Source organism: Pantoea sp. X-Soil-TKNS-1207 (assembly GCF_059730485.1).
Genome location: NZ_AP035958.1, coordinates 1,699,022 through 1,715,119, shown reverse-complemented (window position 1 = coordinate 1,715,119; position 16,098 = coordinate 1,699,022). Strand labels below are relative to the sequence as shown.

Below are 16,098 nucleotides of genomic sequence, written 5' to 3'. Positions count from 1 at the left end.
ATGTTCTCGCCATAGAATATACAAGGTTTACATAAAAAAGATCAACAGTAAACCCAATAGATAGTTATACATTCCATGCATAGAATGACCCGCATCACCTAACCAAAATCCAAAAGATGAAAACTGATCACAACTTAAAAGAAATCTGGGACAGGAGAAAAGTCGAGCTTAGACTCACTCAGGAGAAGGCTGCTGAATTGCTGGGCTTCGAGCATCAGTCAACCGTAAGCCAGTACCTGAATGGCAAGGCTCCACTGAATATGGAGAACACTGTTAAGTTCGCCAGCATCCTGGGCGTCAAGCCGGAAGAAATCAGACCTGACTTAATCGAGTTGTTCCAGTACATCAGAAACACTGGTCAGGCTGATTTTCAGGATGGGAGTGCAGGTTGGGTGCGCCTCAGCAACGAAGAATCCAATATCCTTAATTCATTAAAACGTCTTCCTGAATCTGAGAAGATTCTCTTTATTGAAGAACTTGAAAAGAGCGTCATTAAATATGACAAACTTTTCAAAGAGTTACTCAAACTTCAGAACCAGTAGCCTGCCAATACACTCGAAATGAACCGACCTTCCTGGTCGGTTTTTTTATGCCTAAAAATCAATATGATGAAAAATTAATGGAAGGTTTGCATATTTTCCTCTTGATTGATTTTATCCATAAATTGGATATTTCATCTCAAGCAAAGTACTTATGCACAGTGATTTGTTAAACGTTCCGCGCCCCGGCGATAAGGGGAAAAAGGAGATTCACATGGAATGCGATTCATGGTTTTGGGTTTGGATTTTACTGGCGGTCGTTGGTGGAGGTGTTCTCGGTTTGCTGGGTACAGCACTCTGCGTTGCAGCTGGCACTACGGGAAAAGATGATAACCATGGTTAAACACGGCAGACATCACCAAGACTCGACTGATAAAGCGTTATCGCTTTTTAAGCGTGAACTTTTGGGTGTATGGTTCCCATGCTTTGACTGCAACTTTGCAGACTTCCTCATCAAGCATACAGAACCATTCATTGTCATCTATCTGCGTATGCGGTTTGGCGATACCTTTCTTTTGCAAGGTACTGATTCGTGGATCCCGTGCATGAAGCCTGATACCAACAGCTCTGGTATCAAGGTATTCAATTATGATTTCCCGCTCATTTTGAGAAAGTTTGTTAAGCGTTTTAATAATTCTGGTTTCATTTCTTTCCTGTCCCGAAGGTTTGCTTTTAACCACTCGCAAACGTACGCGTGAAAACATGAGAGCCAGAACATATGTCAGGGCAAATAAGAAAATGTGGAAGAGCCAAGGGATGTGGGTTTTCTCATTAACCGACATTGCGAAATCCGAGGGAATTGCACAAAGAGCCAATGCCCAAAAGAGAATTACATACATGAGGCGTTCCAGAGGTTCATTGTTAAAAACTTTCAAAAGCAAATTTATTAATGATTCCATTCTTTTTTCTCTCTTTAGGGGTTCGAGAATGCTATCACGATTCTCTCTGTAGGGGTATAGCGAGAACCCGTGCCGCCTGAACGGGTAATAAAAGCAGGCATGTTTTCTGTTCCGGTTAACAGAGTGATGATATGGACAGGCAACTTACCAGAGAGCAGGCGATTATTTCTGCCCGTAGTAAAGCGATCATCGCCAGATTTCTTAATGACAAAGTTATGTGGCGTGAAGCCATCAGGCTCTATTTTTACGCTGTTGGTGGCAAGACCAAGTCAAATTAACATTTAACTTACAACTTATTGTTTTTACATACCGCTAATCCGGTAGGGGTTCACTCAATCTTAATAAGGTAAATCATGAAAAGTTTAAATATTCTTGTTCGTATTAATTTCGGTCTGATTAATAAAACTGGCATCAATTCAATTTTAATGATTTCAGCGCATGAAACGGCCCTCGGTTTTATTCATGTCGAAGAAAGTTTGGTTCACGGCACCCCTGATCGCATCACTCCTTTTACTGCTGGCGGCCTCCTGCCTGAGGCTGATTGTTACGACTGCGCTGTTCTTGCTCTGGCTACTCAGCATTTCCACCTGCCCGAAGAAGCTCTCAACGCTGCAATAGCTGAAACCATCCACGGCCCGGCTGAAATGTTGGCAGCCATGCTGGCCGGACTCAGCAAAGCCAGCCGCGCCATGCATTAACGCCAGCGCCCCGTTCGCGGGGCACTGCAACCGCGTGCGCATTTATCAGTGTCCAGGCGGTTGTGGTGTAGCTCAGCGGAAGTAGCGCCCGGCTGTGGCTCAGGGTACGGGAGGTCGCCGGTTCAAGTCCGGCCATCACATCAAAATGCTGTGTGTAGTACTTCCCCGCTTTTACCGGCGGGGCTTTTTAAAACGCATCTGCGGTGTGTTTTACAAAGCATCAATTATTAAAGGAGAAAATAATGCAGCCCTATAACGTCTATCTGCATCCCGAAAACCCACAGTCAGGTTTGCCGGAATATGCGACCTGTCTGGAAGAACGCGCAGCATGGGTCGCCCGTTCGAAGGCTATGAGCATGCTGGAGCAACTGCGCCCGGATGATTTTGATCTTTATGCCGAGCCGCTGGTATGTGAGGACCGCCCCGGCATACCCCGTCCGGCGATGAATGTCCTAGATGCCGAATACGTGAAAACCCATATCTGGGATGCAAAGAATGGTGGATTCATTGTGCGCCCGGACACCCACGCCCCGGTTAACTATAACGCCCTTCCCCCTGAGCAGAAAATGGCGGTGCTGGTGCGCTATGGAACGACCTCGATTAGCACATCCCAGTTCAATGATGCGCTGGTATTGATTCAGGGCGAGATGGGCACTTTTGAAGGACATATAGTCGAAGCATTATGCCGCGCTCAGGGAATTTCCCCCATGCATCCGGGCGCCGTTCTGGAGCTGATCGGTGAGCTGGGTAATAACTTCGAACCCGGCGACAACTGGCCGCAGATGAAAACATTCTGCGAGGCCTGGCTTAAAGACCGCCAGGCTGCCCGGAATGAACCCGGCAGCAAAGTTATCCGTATTCAGGCTGCGACGCAGGCCCAGCAAGACGAAACGCCTGTTTCCAGTTCCCGCCCCCGTCGTACCTACAAACATACCTACGAAACACTCGATATTGAGGTGGCAACATCACTCTGGCCGGGTGACGTAACACCCGGAAGTGTGGAAGGTGAAATTCTTCGCTGGGCAAAACGCGATGTAATCGGAAAGGATCGCGATGACTGGAAGCGCATCAGCATGACCCTGCGAACCCAGAGCAATGCACTGAAATATGACCTGCTGACAATTCATGCGCTCGTTCAGCTGCGCCCTCTGGATATTCATAAAAACCCGGTACAGCTGAATGAATACATCAGTGGCTATTTAGCCGCAAACGGGAAATTTGAAGATGAAACCGAACAGAACAATCCGGACAAAAAGCCTGTACTGGCAGCAGGAGCGGAAACGGCTGATGAAGTGGTTGTTGATGACCAACAGCCTGATGAACCAACGCCGGACGCGGAAACGCCGCCGGTAACAGAGCGCACAGGCCCGTTCTATGCCCGTAACGATGCAGGTGAACTGCGTCGCGCCAATAAATTAAAAGGCCTGGCCGACCTGATTGCTCAGGGCTTTTATGAGATCAGCAAAGAAGAACATCAGGCACTGAAAAGCGCACCCGCCGGTGACACTGCCTCTGTTCCTGAAACTCCGGAACCTTCAATCGGTACAACGCAGGCAGACCAGCAGAACACCGATACACCTGCTGCTGATGTGCGCTCACTTGGCAACGGGATTTACGACATCTCCGCGCTGGTGGACACCGGAGAATATCCCGCCTTAAAAGAGGGTGAAAAAACGGAAGTCGGCCATGATGATCAATCCCCCGTCATGCCCTGCCCACTGATGCCCTGACAGAATTATTAATTTCCCGGCTGAACCATATAGCTGGCAGTTCACGCTTAGCGGAAATCATTGACATAAAAATTGAAGCACATCTTGTCAATGTCGTTAATGAGGCTTTTGACCGCTGGAGCAGTGACTGCAATACAGCTGCCGACGTAATCACTCAGGCTCTGGAAGCCCGTCAGGAATCGTTAAACCGCACCAAATCAGCAGAGGTGCACCCATGAAAATAATACCGAAACTTACCCGCCAGCGCCTCAGCGAATTGCCCGAAGGCACGCCAATCAAAATTGGCAGCCTCTGCGTCATTTTTGACGGTTGCAGCATTGAGCCGGATCTCAATGGTAGAAATGAAACTGTTGTCAATTATACCGATGAGCATGGCAATCATCGCCGCTTCAGTGAGTGGGTGATCCTGCAATCAGCCACTGAATTCACCGAATCAGATCGGTGCAAATACTGCGGCCACTTCCGCCAGCCTGGCGATACAAAGCGGGTGCTGATCCGCTTCTGGAATCGTACCGAGCAGCACACCTTTTGTACTGACAGGGATTGCGCCGGGACCTATCAGCAATCAATCCGTGTTTCGGCAAAACGGCCTGCTCACGGCAGGTGGTGCAAATCATGAACCCCACTGAATTCGCCCTGCATGAGGCGATGCATTCCCTGACACTCGGCACGATTCTGCATGTATGTGAGCAGAACCACGTTACCCCGGCGGAGCTTGTGGCGCTGGCCCACAGACTGGCACAACGCGAAGCGAACGCCGACGCAATTACAGGAGAGTTTTATGTCCACAGTTATTCGAATTATTGATACAGAAACCACCAGCTTTGAAGGTGGCATCTGTGAGCTGGCCAGCATCGATATTGTCGATGGTCAGTTGTGTAATCCGATGAGCGATTTTGTAAAACCACCAGAGCCTATCACCGTTGGCGCAATGGCTGTGCACCACATCACGGATGCAATGGTGGCCGATGCCCCGGCGATTGATGATGTGATTGACCGGTATCAGGGCGCTGACGTTTATGTGGCGCATAACGCGAAATTTGACCGGGAAAAGCTGCCACAAATTACAGCACCGTGGATCTGCACCCTGAAGCTGGCCCGCGAGCTGTTTCCTGCGCTGGAAAGCCACACTAACCAGTACCTGCGCTATCACTTCATGCTGGACGTTGATGTGCCGGAGGGATTGCACGCACACCGGGCATTGTATGACTGCTATGTCACGGCGGCGTTGCTGCTGCGCCTGAATCGGGAAGCCAGATTCACGATCTCACAGATGCGCGATATCTCTTCCCGCCCCTCCCTGCTGCACACCATGCGCTTCGGTAAGCACAAGGGCAAAACCTTCGAAGAGATTGCAGCGACCGACCCGAGCTATCTGCGCTGGGCGCTGGGAAATCTGGAACTCGATGAGGATCAGAAATTCACCATGCAACACCATATGGGGCGCTGATATGGGTATCCCGGTGCTTATTCTTGGCGAGTCAGGCTCTGGAAAATCAACCAGCCTGATGCGCATGAATCCCGAACGGGGGTTTCTGGTTAACCCGGAAAACAAACGCCTTCCGTTTAAGTCCACGGGGTGGAAGCCACGCGACTTTAACACCAAAACCGGTAACGTCTTTTTTACTGATATTCCGGCAGACATCATCACGATTATTAAATATGCCCGGCGCGCCGGTAAACGATTCGTGGTGGTTGATGATTTTCAGTATGTGATGGGCAACCAGTTTATGCGGCGTCGCAGTGAAAAAACGTATGAAAAGTTCACAGAGATTGGCGGCGGAGCCTGGGACGTTATCCGCGCCGCGCAGGCGGCAGCTGATGACCTGATTGTTTACTTCCTGGCGCACACCGAAGAAACAGCAGCTGGCCGTATCAAGATGAAGACCATCGGCAAGATGCTGGACGAGAAAATCACCGTCGAAGGCATGTTCAGCATAGCGCTGCGCACAGGCGTGGCGGATGGCCGCTACTACTTCACCACTCAATCCGACGGCACCGACCCGGTTAAATCACCGATTGGCCTCTTTGACCAGTTTCAGATCGAGAACGACCTGAACGCCGTGGACGCGGCAATCCGGGATTATTACGAACTTAATAATGGAGAAACAGCATAATGCAGCAGCCTATGTTTACCTTTGACGCCGATTCTGCAAAAACTTCCGGCCCCGGCGGCGCAACCGAAACCGGCGCTTACACCGGCACTATCCGGCAGGCACTTTTCACCACAGGACAAAACTCTCAATCTGAATCGCTGGAGCTGTCGCTGGATTCTGACGTAGGGGTAATTAATTACCTCCGCATCCCCTTCGTGGGGCGCGAGGGAAACCCGCTAAAAAGTGGTACCGCGATGATAAACGCCATTATGGGCCTTACTCAGACCAAGCAGCTTTTCGCAACTGAAGTCACAACTGAAAACGGAACAGGGCTTCACTGTAAAGAGCTGGAAGGAAAACCAATCGGTCTGGTTTTGCAAAAAGTTCTGTATACCAAAAATGACGGAGGAGACGGATATAAATTCGAAATCCGCCAGGCGTTTGGATTAAAGACACGCAAAACATACAAGGAGGCGATGGAGAATCTGCCAGCGGAAGCGGTAGGCAAGCTGCTGTCCTCCCTTTCTGACCGCGATGAACGCCAGAAGGCACCAGGTGGCATGAATCAGAACCAGTGGGCCAATGCAAACGGCCAGCCTCAGTCACGTTTACAACAGGCTGCGACTATCCATCATCAGCAAATGCAGCAGGTACCTGATGACGATGAGGAAATTCCATTTTAAAAATGAATATAACCATCTGAAATAAACCGAAAGTAACCAGTATTTAAATATGGCGTAAACCGTCAGGGGACTGCTTACGCCAAAATTAACCCATGAGGTAAACAGCATGACTAAAGCACTGAGATTTTATGGCGCCAGTGATGACCTTTTTGAATGTGAAGGTGCAATCCGCGAAGAAATTGGATGTTATGACAAGCCGGGAATTTATCACCTGAAATCAGAACAGGGTGAAATGCGGATTATTGGTTATTACCTTGATTCTGGCCTCTGGAGTATTGGCATAAGTCAGGTTGGTGAAAATATTTCGACACCTGAATGGCCCGTAACCTACACAACGCATGAGCACGGATGCAGTGTGCAATTAAATATAGAAGTTCCTGACGACACATATTTATTTCCCACAGAGGGCGATGAGTAATGGCCGAATATTGCGAAAACTGCGGATGCCGCAAAGTTTCCGAGTACTGCACTAATTGCCAGGAGGAAGCGTATATCGCTTTTGTGCAGGCACCTGAAATGGAATTCAGCGAAGAGTTTATGGCGAAAGCATGGCAGCAGGAAAAGGAGGCTGAGAATGCTGCGCCCCATCCTTGATATGTGCTGCGGTTCCCGCATGTTCTGGTTCAACAAAAAAGATCCGCGCGTCGTATTTGTCGACATCCGCAATGAATTTCACACCCTTTGTGATGGTCGCTCGTTAAATATCGCCCCGGACGTGGTCGCCGATTTCCGCACTCTGCCATTCGGCGATAACAGCTTTGCTCTGGTGGTATTTGACCCACCTCACCTCGTCCGCGTCGGTATTAACAGCTGGATGCGCAAGAAATATGGGGCACTGGATAGAACAACGTGGCGCGACGACATCCGCGCTGGTTTCCGTGAAGCGTTCAGGGTGCTGCGGCCACACGGCACCCTGATATTCAAATGGAACGAAACGCAGATACCGGTTAGCCAGGTGGTCGCGCTGACTGACCAGGAACCAGCATTCGGGCAGCGCACCGGCAAGGGTGACAAAACCCACTGGATTGTTTTTATGAAGGAGGCAACATGTACAAAATAACCGCCACCGCCATTAAATCCGGGGGAGCACCCACCCTGTGGACTCGCTACTCCGATAAAAAACTATCCAAAGTTGAATGTGAAAAGCTGCTGACCGGACGCATGGCAGGCCGCAAAGCGTGCCTACCCGCAAGTGAGCGGGTTACGCTGCACGATTTCAAATGTGTAATAGCAAATTGAGAGCACCAGCCTTTTGATTTACGTGATTCAGTTTTAAAAGCCGGTCAGCACTACAGTGATGGCCGGTCATGAAGAGATATGACCATTATGTCGAGAATGCTTACATTAGAAGAATGGGCTAAAGATGAATTTGGTGACCACGCCCCCAGCTCTCAAGTTTTAAAGCAATTTGCCAAAGCGAAAATGACCGCACCACCGGCCCAAAAAGTTGGAAGGAAATGGATGATTGATAGTGAGGCTCGTTATGTTGGTATATCAGCGAAGCCAAAAATATCTAAACATCCAAATCCTAAATTGAAGAAGATTATCAACGATGGCAGCACGACCACGATCCCATAAGATCACAATCCCAAACTTGTATTCAAAGTTAGATAAAAGGACAGGCCGAGTTTACTGGCAATACAAGCACCCGATCACAGGCAAGTTTCACGGCCTGGGCACTGATGCTGAAGAAGCTAAACAAGTCGCCAGTGAAGCTAACGATATTATCGCGGAACAGCGTACCCGTCAGATCCTTAGCGTTAATCAAAAAATTGCAAGGATGAAAGAGTCCAGAGAATTTATAACCGTGACTACCTGGCTTGAACGTTATTTCGAAATCCAGGAGGAACGACTTCAAGCCGGTGAAATAAAGATAAATTCAGTAAAACAGAAGAAGCGTCCTGTCGAGCTGCTTCGTCAGTATGCTGGGATGCTTTACCTGAAAGATGTCACCACTCTGGAAATTGCAGAGATTATCGACTGCGTAAAAGCCGAGGGGCATAGCAGAATGGCTCAGGTCATCCGCCTGGTGCTGGTCGATGTGTTCAGGGAGGCCCAACATGCGGGGCATGTCCCGCCGGGTTACAATCCTGCGCTGGCAACAAAGCAACCGCGCAACAGAGTGACACGGCAGCGTCTGTCACTTGAAGAATGGAAGATCATTTACAACGTTGCCGAAAAGCACCCGCCCTATCTCCAGTGCGCCATGCTGCTGGCGCTTGTAACGGGCCAGCGTATTGGTGATATCTCTAACATGAAATTTTCGGACATTTGGGACGATCTGCTGCATGTCACCCAGGAGAAAACTGGATGCCGTCTTGCGATTCCCCTGGACCTGAAATGTGAAGCGATAGATATGACCCTGCGTGATGTTATAGGCAAATGCCGCGATGCCGTGATCAGTAAATACCTCATTCATTTCAGGCATAGCACATCCCAGGCGACGCGCGGGGATAAAGTGTCTTCCAGTTCGATAACCACAACATTTAAAAAAGCCAGGAACGGCTCCGGCATCGAATGGATAGACGGAACGGCTCCAACATTTCATGAGCAACGGTCATTATCAGAGCGTATCTATCGTGATCAGGGAGTCGATACAAAACGCCTGCTGGGGCATAAGTCGCAGAAAATGACGGACAAATACAACGATGACCGGGGCAAGGAATGGATGGTAGTTGCGGTATGACGGTGATTGTTGACTTCGTAAAGGGAAAAATTAATACTTTCCACGCACCAGCAAAATCTGGTGCCGGGATTGGAACCCCGTGAACACTCAAGCGCATAACCGCGCCAGCGGTTTTTTTATGTGTAAAGCACAGCTACATCAAAATTATGGTGGGGCGTGCGGGGGAGCCGAGAGGCTCGCCGGGTTCTTGAGTGTCCGGTAGTTCCAACCCTGTACGTCTCACCACCCAATGATTGGAACCTGACGGTGGTGATCTTCCTTAATGCATAGGGAATTCACTCATGGCTATTCAACTTACTGTCGAATCTCTTTCCCCCATTTCCCACAATCAGATCCCAGTGATCACCACTGAATTGCTGGCCCAGCTGTACGGCACTGAACCAGTACGAATCAGGCAAGGGCACACCAGAAATAAAGATCGTTTCATTGAGGGTAAACACTATTTTATCGTTAAAGGTGAAGACCTAGAAAATCTGAAAGTATCTTTAAGATACTTCCAAAATGTAGCCCCTAACGTTCGAAAATTGATCCTCTGGACAGAACGCGGTGCTGCGCGGCATGCGAAGATGCTCGAAACAGATCAGGCATGGGATGTCTTCGAAAAACTGGAAGACAGTTACTTCAAAACCGCCCCCACCTCTCCTACTCAAATCCCCCATCCCCACAAGCAGCGTTTTGTAATCTACATGGAAAACGGACTCGTGACCTGCCAGCGGCCAGTTTTAGACAGCGAATACATTTGCACGATTGAGGCATTTCTGGAGATCGCCAGGAAGGCTAACTATCTTGTCATTCACCGGGACGACCTGACGAGACACACCTCGTTCTGACGCCGCAGGACTGTATTTTTTTAATACAGTTTTGGGGGGGAGTTTTGGGGGGGTTTTGGGGAAAGAAAAAAGCCAGCATAAATTTAACATTCATGCTGGCCTTGCTTCTGAATGCCGGAATTACATGTTCGCGATAATCGCGTCACCAAACTCTGAGCATTTCAGCAGTTTAGCGCCTTCCATCAGACGTTCGAAGTCATAGGTCACGGTTTTCGCCGCGATAGCGCCTTCCATGCCTTTGACGATCAGGTCTGCGGCTTCGAACCACTCGAGATGACGCAGCATCATTTCTGCTGACAGGATCACTGAACCTGGGTTCACTTTATCCTGGCCGGCATACTTCGGTGCAGTACCGTGAGTCGCTTCGAACAGCGCGCATTCGTCACCGATGTTAGCGCCCGGTGCGATACCGATGCCGCCAACCTGCGCCGCCAGGGCGTCAGAAATGTAGTCACCGTTCAGGTTCATACAGGCGATCACGTCGTACTCGGCCGGACGCAGCAGGATCTGTTGCAGGAAGGCGTCAGCGATCACGTCTTTCACGATGATCTCTTTGCCGGTGTTCGGGTTCTTGAACTTCATCCACGGGCCGCCATCGATCAGCTCGCCGCCGAACTCTTCTTTCACCAGCTGGTAGCCCCAGTCTTTGAAAGAACCTTCGGTGAACTTCATGATGTTGCCTTTGTGAACCAGCGTCAGGGAGTCACGATCGTTAGTGATGGTGTATTCCACGGCCGCGCGAACCAGACGTTTGGTGCCCTCTTCCGAGCACGGCTTCACGCCGATACCACACTGCTGCGGGAAGCGAATTTTCTTCACGCCCATCTCTTCGCGCAGGAACTTGATCACTTTATCCGCTTCCGGCGTACCGGCTTTCCACTCGATACCCGCATAGATATCTTCGGAGTTTTCACGGAAGATCACCATGTCGGTATCTTCAGGACGTTTTACCGGGCTTGGCGTGCCTGTGTAGTAGCGAACCGGACGCAGACATACGTACAGATCCAGCTCCTGGCGCAGCGCAACGTTCAGAGAACGAATACCGCCACCAACTGGGGTAGTCAGCGGGCCTTTGATGGCAACGCGGTATTCTTTGATTAAATCGAGGGTTTCCTGCGGCAGCCAGACGTCCTGGCCGTAGAGTTCTACTGATTTCTCACCGGTGTAAATTTCCATCCAGGAAATTTTTCGCTCGCCGTTGTAGGCTTTCTTCACAGCGGCATCAACCACCTTCAGCATTACCGGGGAAACGTCGACACCAATGCCGTCACCTTCGATGTAGGGGATGACCGGGTTATTTGGCACCACCAGTTTGCCCTGATCCAGGGTGATTTTCTGACCTTCCGCCGGAACAACTACTTTGCTTTCCATTAACCTCTCCTTCGAGCGATTTTTTGTTAATGATTTGTAAGATGCGCGTCAATACTACTTGAATATTTCCGCCGCGCCAATCACCGCAGTTTCGCGTTATAATGCGCTGATTGTCACCGACTGCAAAGCCCATGCGAAAAACTTCTCAACGAATTCACCAGGATAAACGTTTCAGCGGCCCTGCCCGCCGTGACAAACGGCCCAAAGGACCGGTGCGCGTCATACTCTTTAACAAACCTTTCGATGTTTTGCCGCAATTTAGCGATGAAGCCGGACGCCGCACCCTTAAGGATTTTGTGCCCGTAACGGACGTCTACGCCGCAGGCCGCCTCGATCGCGACAGCGAAGGTTTGATGATTTTAACCAACGACGGCGCGTTGCAGGCACAGCTCACGCAGCCCGGTCAACGTACCGGAAAAATCTATTTTGTGCAGGTGGAAGGCGAGCCGCAGGAATCAGATTTATCCCCTCTGCGCAGTGGCGTGACCCTGAATGACGGCCCCACCCTGCCCGCCGGGGTGGAACGCGTGGCCGAGCCGGAGTGGCTGTGGCCGCGCCAGCCGCCGATCCGCGAACGCAAAGCCATTCCCACCAGCTGGCTGAAAATCACGTTATATGAAGGGCGTAATCGTCAGGTGCGACGGATGACGGCACATATTGGTTTTCCCACCCTGCGGCTGATCCGTTATGCCATGGGGGAGCATCAGTTAAACAATCTGGCACCGGGCGAGTGGCGTGATATCACGCCCAAATCCTAAAGCGTCGCCATTTTTCAATAACTTCAGGTTAACAATCCGGGAGGATCGATGTTTAAACCTCATGTCACCGTGGCCTGTATGGTGCAGGCAGAAGGCCAGTTGCTGGTGGTGGAAGAACGCATTAACGGACGCGCCACCTGGAACCAGCCAGCAGGTCATCTGGAAGCGAATGAAACCCTGCCCGAAGCGGCGCAGCGCGAACTGTATGAAGAGACCGGTATTGCTGCCGCGCCCGACTATTTCCTCGGCGTTCAGCAGTGGATCGCCCCGGATCATACGCCTTTTGTGCGGTTTCTGTTTGGGCTGGATCTGCCGGAACGGGTCGCCACCACGCCCCATGACGAGGATATCGATTGCTGCTGGTGGCTGCCGCCCGCGCAGATCCTCACGGCTGACAAGCTGCGATCGCCACTGGTCGCCGAAAGCGTGCGGCTCTGGCTACAGGGATCACGTTATCCCCTGCATCTGGTGGCGCCGTTCCAGTGGCCGTTTCACGAGGGTGCGCACCCGGCTTCTGCGTGCTAGAATACGCCGCCTGTTTTTATCGTAATCAAGAGTGCGTCATGTCTGACAACAGCCAGAAAAAAGTGATCGTCGGTATGTCCGGCGGCGTCGATTCTTCCGTTTCCGCCTGGTTACTGCAACAGCAGGGCTATCAGGTTGAAGGCCTGTTCATGAAGAACTGGGAGGAGGACGACGGCGAGGAGTATTGCACCGCCGCTGAAGACCTGGCTGATGCGCAGGCCGTGTGCGACAAACTCGGGATCAAACTGCATAAAGTCAACTTCGCCGCTGAGTACTGGGATAACGTGTTTGAACACTTCCTGGAAGAGTACAAAGCGGGTCGTACGCCGAATCCCGACATTCTGTGCAATAAAGAGATCAAGTTTAAAGCGTTTCTCGAATTTGCTGCGGAAGATCTCGGTGCCGACTTTATCGCCACCGGCCACTACGTGCGCCGCCAGGATGTGGACGGCCAGAGCCGCCTGCTGCGCGGCCTCGACGGCAACAAAGATCAGAGCTACTTCCTCTACACCCTCAGCCACCAGCAGATTGCGCAAAGCCTGTTCCCGGTGGGAGAGCTGGAAAAACCGGAAGTGCGCCGCATTGCTGAGCAGCTCGATCTGATTACCGCGAAGAAAAAAGACTCCACCGGCATCTGCTTTATCGGCGAACGCAAATTCCGCGACTTCCTCGGCCGTTATCTGCCTGCGCAGCCGGGCGAGATTGAAACCGTGGATGGCGAAATCGTCGGTGAACATCAGGGCCTGATGTATCACACTCTCGGCCAGCGCAAGGGTCTGGGCATCGGCGGACGCAAAGAGAGCAATGACGATCCCTGGTACGTGGTCGATAAAGATGTCGCGCGTAACCGCCTGATTGTGGCACAGGGTGGCGACCATCCGCGTTTAATGTCAGTGGGTCTGATCGCGCAGCAGCTGCATTGGGTCGATCGCCAGCCGATCACCGCCCCGCTGCGCTGCACGGTGAAAACCCGTTATCGTCAGACCGATATCCCGTGCGAAATTATTCCGCACGGCGACGATCGCATCGAAGTACGTTTTGATGAGCCGGTGGCTGCCGTTACGCCTGGCCAGTCTGCCGTGTTCTATCTGGGCGACGTCTGCCTGGGTGGCGGCATTATCGAACAGCGTCTGCCCTGGGCAGCGGTCTAAATCGGCGCGGCTGACGCGTATACAGGAGTAACCGTGGCTAAGAACTATTATGAGATCACGCTGGCGCTGGCGGGTGTCTGTCAGGCAGCCCATCTGGTGCAACAACTGGCGCATCAGGGTACCTGCAATAACACGGCGCTGAGCGTGTCGCTGCGCAGCCTGCTCGATCTCAATCCCGGCTCGACGCTGGCGGTATATGGCAACGATGAAGCCAACCTGCGGCTGGGCCTGGAAACGATGATGGCGGTGCTGAACAGCAGCAGTCGTCAGGGCGCGGGCGCGGAACTGACGCGTTATACCCTGAGCCTGATGGTGCTGGAGCGCAAGCTGCACGGCAACAAACAGGCGCTGAATACCCTGGCCCAGCGCATCAGCCAGCTTGATCGTCAGCTGGCGCACTATGAACTGGAATCCGACACCATTACCAGCGCGATGGCCGGTATTTATGTCGATGTGATCAGCCCGCTCGGACCACGCATTCAGGTGACCGGATCACCACAGATTTTACAAAGCAGCCAGATTCAGGGCCGCGTCCGCGCCGCGCTGCTGGCTGGCATTCGTTCTGCCGTATTATGGCAGCAGGTTGGCGGTGGCCGCCTGCAGCTGATGTTCTCGCGCCAGCGTCTGCTGAGCGAGGCCAAAACCATTTTATCCCGGCTGGGAACGGCGTATTAAGCGCCCTTCCGGCATAATTGTTAAACGATTCAGGAGTTGCACTGATGGAATTATCCTCTCTGACCGCCGTCTCACCTGTCGATGGTCGTTACGGCGATAAAGTCAGCCCGCTGCGTGCGATTTTCAGCGAATATGGTTTGCTGAAATTCCGCGTTGAGGTTGAAGTTCGCTGGTTACAGAAACTGGCCGCGACCGCAGAGATCAAGGAAGTTCCTGCTTTTGATGCCGACGCAAACGCTTTCCTTGATGCTATTGTCGCCAACTTCAACGAAACTGACGCCGCGCGCATCAAAACCATCGAGCGCACCACCAACCACGACGTCAAAGCGGTGGAATACTTTCTGAAAGAGAAAGTGGCTGACGTGCCTGCGCTGCACGCGGTGTCTGAGTTTATCCACTTTGCCTGCACCTCCGAAGACATCAACAACCTTTCTCATGCGCTGATGCTGGAAACAGCCCGTCGTGACGTGATCCTGCCGTTCTGGCACAAACTCATTGCGGCGGTGAAAGGTCTGGCGCAGGAGTATCGCGACATTCCGCTGCTGTCACGTACTCACGGCCAGCCAGCCACGCCGTCCACCATGGGTAAAGAGATGGCAAACGTCGCTTACCGTATGGAACGTCAGCTGCGTCAGCTGAGCAGCATCGAAGTGCTGGGTAAAATTAATGGCGCGGTCGGCAACTACAACGCCCACATCGCCGCTTACCCGGAAGTGGACTGGCACCAGCTGAGCGAAGCCTTCGTTACCTCGCTGGGCATCACCTGGAACCCGTACACCACGCAGATTGAGCCGCATGATTACATTGCCGAGCTGTTCGATTGCATCGCGCGTTTCAACACCATCCTGATCGACTTTGACCGTGATATCTGGGGCTACGTAGCGCTCAATCACTTCAAACAGAAAACCATCGCCGGTGAAATCGGTTCGTCCACCATGCCGCACAAGGTTAACCCGATTGACTTCGAAAACTCCGAAGGCAACCTCGGCCTGGCGAACGCGGTGATGCAGCATCTGGCCAGTAAACTGCCGGTGTCGCGCTGGCAGCGTGATTTGACCGACTCCACCGTGCTGCGTAACCTCGGTGTTGGCGTTGGCTATGCGCTGATCGCTTATCAGGCGACGCTGAAAGGCATCTCCAAGCTGGAAGTGAACCGTGACCGTCTGCTTGACGAGCTGGATCATAACTGGGAAGTGCTGGCGGAACCGATTCAGACAGTGATGCGTCGCTACGGCATCGAGAAACCGTACGAGAAGCTGAAAGAGCTGACCCGCGGCAAGCGCGTCGATGCTGCCGGTATGCAGGCCTTTATTGATGGCCTTGAGTTGCCGGAAGAGGAAAAAGTGCGTCTGAAGCAAATGACGCCAGCCAACTACCTCGGCCGTGCTGTGCAAATGGTTGACGATCTGAAATAATCCCCCCTCAAACGCAGGCGCGCCGCGGCTCGCCTGCGTTAA

General features: G+C 51.8%; 22 protein-coding genes, 1 tRNA gene and 1 pseudogene. 21 read left to right on the top strand and 3 right to left on the bottom strand.

Features of this window, described 5'->3' with window-relative positions; all coding sequences use genetic code 11:
* Positions 1 to 116 precede the first annotated feature (116 nt).
* A complete protein-coding gene (locus tag AC6I8V_RS07935; RefSeq protein WP_497845334.1) occupies positions 117 to 542 on the top strand; it encodes a helix-turn-helix domain-containing protein in 426 nt (141 codons plus the stop codon).
* Between the two features lie 377 nt (positions 543 to 919).
* On the opposite strand, the gene AC6I8V_RS07930 is transcribed toward AC6I8V_RS07935, so the two are convergent.
* Positions 920 to 1,438 (bottom strand): super-infection exclusion protein B, encoded by a 519-nt coding sequence (locus tag AC6I8V_RS07930; RefSeq protein ID WP_497845333.1) that lies wholly within the window; start codon positions 1,436 to 1,438, stop codon positions 920 to 922.
* A gap of 131 nt (positions 1,439 to 1,569) precedes the next feature.
* On the opposite strand from AC6I8V_RS07930, the gene kil reads away from it, so the two are divergent.
* From kil to AC6I8V_RS07910, 4 genes are all read left to right on the top strand, one after another.
* Entirely contained in the window at positions 1,570 to 1,716 is a 147-nt protein-coding gene (gene kil / locus AC6I8V_RS07925; protein ID WP_497845332.1) for a host cell division inhibitory peptide Kil, read from the top strand.
* Between the two features lie 75 nt (positions 1,717 to 1,791).
* Positions 1,792 to 2,136, top strand: a complete 345-nt coding sequence (locus tag AC6I8V_RS07920) for a hypothetical protein (protein WP_497845331.1) — start codon at positions 1,792 to 1,794, stop codon at positions 2,134 to 2,136.
* A gap of 61 nt (positions 2,137 to 2,197) precedes the next feature.
* Positions 2,198 to 2,277: transfer RNA gene (locus AC6I8V_RS07915), tRNA-OTHER, on the top strand.
* A 101-nt stretch (positions 2,278 to 2,378) separates the two neighbouring features.
* Positions 2,379 to 3,866, top strand: coding sequence for a RecE-related exodeoxyribonuclease (locus tag AC6I8V_RS07910; protein ID WP_497845330.1), 1,488 nt, complete (start codon positions 2,379 to 2,381; stop codon positions 3,864 to 3,866).
* A gap of 172 nt (positions 3,867 to 4,038) precedes the next feature.
* Here the strand turns inward: AC6I8V_RS07910 and AC6I8V_RS07905 are convergent, their stop codons facing one another.
* Positions 4,039 to 4,248, bottom strand: coding sequence for a hypothetical protein (locus AC6I8V_RS07905; RefSeq protein ID WP_497845329.1), 210 nt, complete (start codon positions 4,246 to 4,248; stop codon positions 4,039 to 4,041).
* A gap of 233 nt (positions 4,249 to 4,481) precedes the next feature.
* Between AC6I8V_RS07905 and AC6I8V_RS07900 the strand changes: the two genes are divergently transcribed.
* The 11 genes and pseudogenes from AC6I8V_RS07900 (at position 4,482) to AC6I8V_RS07850 (ending at position 10,161) form a co-directional block, all read left to right on the top strand.
* Positions 4,482 to 4,673, top strand: coding sequence for a hypothetical protein (locus tag AC6I8V_RS07900; RefSeq protein ID WP_497845328.1), 192 nt, complete (start codon positions 4,482 to 4,484; stop codon positions 4,671 to 4,673).
* The gene (exoX, locus tag AC6I8V_RS07895; RefSeq protein WP_497845327.1) at positions 4,648 to 5,316 is read left to right on the top strand and encodes an exodeoxyribonuclease X; all 669 of its coding nucleotides are present in this window, start codon (positions 4,648 to 4,650) and stop codon (positions 5,314 to 5,316) included. Before AC6I8V_RS07900 ends, exoX begins: the two co-directional genes overlap by 26 nt.
* 1 nt (position 5,317) lies before the next feature.
* Entirely contained in the window at positions 5,318 to 5,983 is a 666-nt protein-coding gene (locus AC6I8V_RS07890) for an ATP-binding protein (RefSeq protein ID WP_497845326.1), read from the top strand.
* Positions 5,983 to 6,645, top strand: a complete 663-nt coding sequence (locus AC6I8V_RS07885) for a hypothetical protein (protein WP_497845325.1) — start codon at positions 5,983 to 5,985, stop codon at positions 6,643 to 6,645. Before AC6I8V_RS07890 ends, AC6I8V_RS07885 begins: the two co-directional genes overlap by 1 nt.
* A gap of 106 nt (positions 6,646 to 6,751) precedes the next feature.
* The gene (locus AC6I8V_RS07880) at positions 6,752 to 7,063 is read left to right on the top strand and encodes a hypothetical protein (protein ID WP_497845324.1); all 312 of its coding nucleotides are present in this window, start codon (positions 6,752 to 6,754) and stop codon (positions 7,061 to 7,063) included.
* Positions 7,064 to 7,219: 156 nt separating this feature from the next.
* Positions 7,220 to 7,705, top strand: a complete 486-nt coding sequence (locus AC6I8V_RS07875; protein ID WP_497845323.1) for a class I SAM-dependent methyltransferase — start codon at positions 7,220 to 7,222, stop codon at positions 7,703 to 7,705.
* The gene (locus AC6I8V_RS07870; RefSeq protein WP_497845322.1) at positions 7,693 to 7,884 is read left to right on the top strand and encodes a DUF1187 family protein; all 192 of its coding nucleotides are present in this window, start codon (positions 7,693 to 7,695) and stop codon (positions 7,882 to 7,884) included. Before AC6I8V_RS07875 ends, AC6I8V_RS07870 begins: the two co-directional genes overlap by 13 nt.
* Positions 7,885 to 7,962: 78 nt before the next feature.
* Positions 7,963 to 8,223 carry an excisionase gene (locus AC6I8V_RS07865; protein ID WP_497845321.1) on the top strand — a complete coding sequence of 87 codons (261 nt, stop codon included), beginning with the start codon at positions 7,963 to 7,965 and terminating at the stop codon, positions 8,221 to 8,223.
* Entirely contained in the window at positions 8,198 to 9,331 is a 1,134-nt protein-coding gene (locus AC6I8V_RS07860; protein WP_497845320.1) for a phage integrase Arm DNA-binding domain-containing protein, read from the top strand. The genes AC6I8V_RS07865 and AC6I8V_RS07860 overlap by 26 nt, the downstream gene beginning before the upstream one ends.
* Positions 9,328 to 9,519, top strand: a pseudogene (locus AC6I8V_RS07855) (hypothetical protein); the annotation flags it as partial. The gene AC6I8V_RS07860 and the pseudogene AC6I8V_RS07855, both read left to right, overlap by 4 nt.
* A gap of 93 nt (positions 9,520 to 9,612) precedes the next feature.
* Positions 9,613 to 10,161: an ORF6N domain-containing protein gene (locus tag AC6I8V_RS07850; RefSeq protein ID WP_497845319.1), complete on the top strand. Its 549-nt coding sequence runs from the start codon at positions 9,613 to 9,615 to the stop codon at positions 10,159 to 10,161.
* Positions 10,162 to 10,281: 120 nt separating this feature from the next.
* Here AC6I8V_RS07850 and icd read toward each other — a convergent pair whose 3' ends face one another.
* Positions 10,282 to 11,532, bottom strand: coding sequence for an NADP-dependent isocitrate dehydrogenase (gene icd, locus AC6I8V_RS07845; RefSeq protein ID WP_480370389.1), 1,251 nt, complete (start codon positions 11,530 to 11,532; stop codon positions 10,282 to 10,284).
* Between the two features lie 131 nt (positions 11,533 to 11,663).
* Between icd and rluE the strand changes: the two genes are divergently transcribed.
* Genes rluE through purB form a run of 5 tightly spaced genes read left to right on the top strand, consistent with a single transcriptional unit; the run spans position 11,664 to position 16,056 of the window.
* Positions 11,664 to 12,290 (top strand): 23S rRNA pseudouridine(2457) synthase RluE, encoded by a 627-nt coding sequence (gene rluE, locus AC6I8V_RS07840; protein ID WP_497845318.1) that lies wholly within the window; start codon positions 11,664 to 11,666, stop codon positions 12,288 to 12,290.
* A 48-nt stretch (positions 12,291 to 12,338) separates the two neighbouring features.
* Positions 12,339 to 12,815 (top strand): NUDIX domain-containing protein, encoded by a 477-nt coding sequence (locus tag AC6I8V_RS07835; RefSeq protein WP_497845317.1) that lies wholly within the window; start codon positions 12,339 to 12,341, stop codon positions 12,813 to 12,815.
* 38 nt (positions 12,816 to 12,853) lie between these two features.
* A complete protein-coding gene (mnmA, locus tag AC6I8V_RS07830; RefSeq protein WP_497845316.1) occupies positions 12,854 to 13,966 on the top strand; it encodes a tRNA 2-thiouridine(34) synthase MnmA in 1,113 nt (370 codons plus the stop codon).
* 33 nt (positions 13,967 to 13,999) lie between these two features.
* Positions 14,000 to 14,641 (top strand): high frequency lysogenization protein HflD, encoded by a 642-nt coding sequence (hflD, locus tag AC6I8V_RS07825; RefSeq protein WP_497845315.1) that lies wholly within the window; start codon positions 14,000 to 14,002, stop codon positions 14,639 to 14,641.
* A gap of 44 nt (positions 14,642 to 14,685) precedes the next feature.
* On the top strand, positions 14,686 to 16,056 hold the full coding sequence (gene purB, locus AC6I8V_RS07820; protein WP_497845314.1) for an adenylosuccinate lyase: 1,371 nt from the start codon (positions 14,686 to 14,688) through the stop codon (positions 16,054 to 16,056).
* Positions 16,057 to 16,098 lie beyond the last annotated feature (42 nt).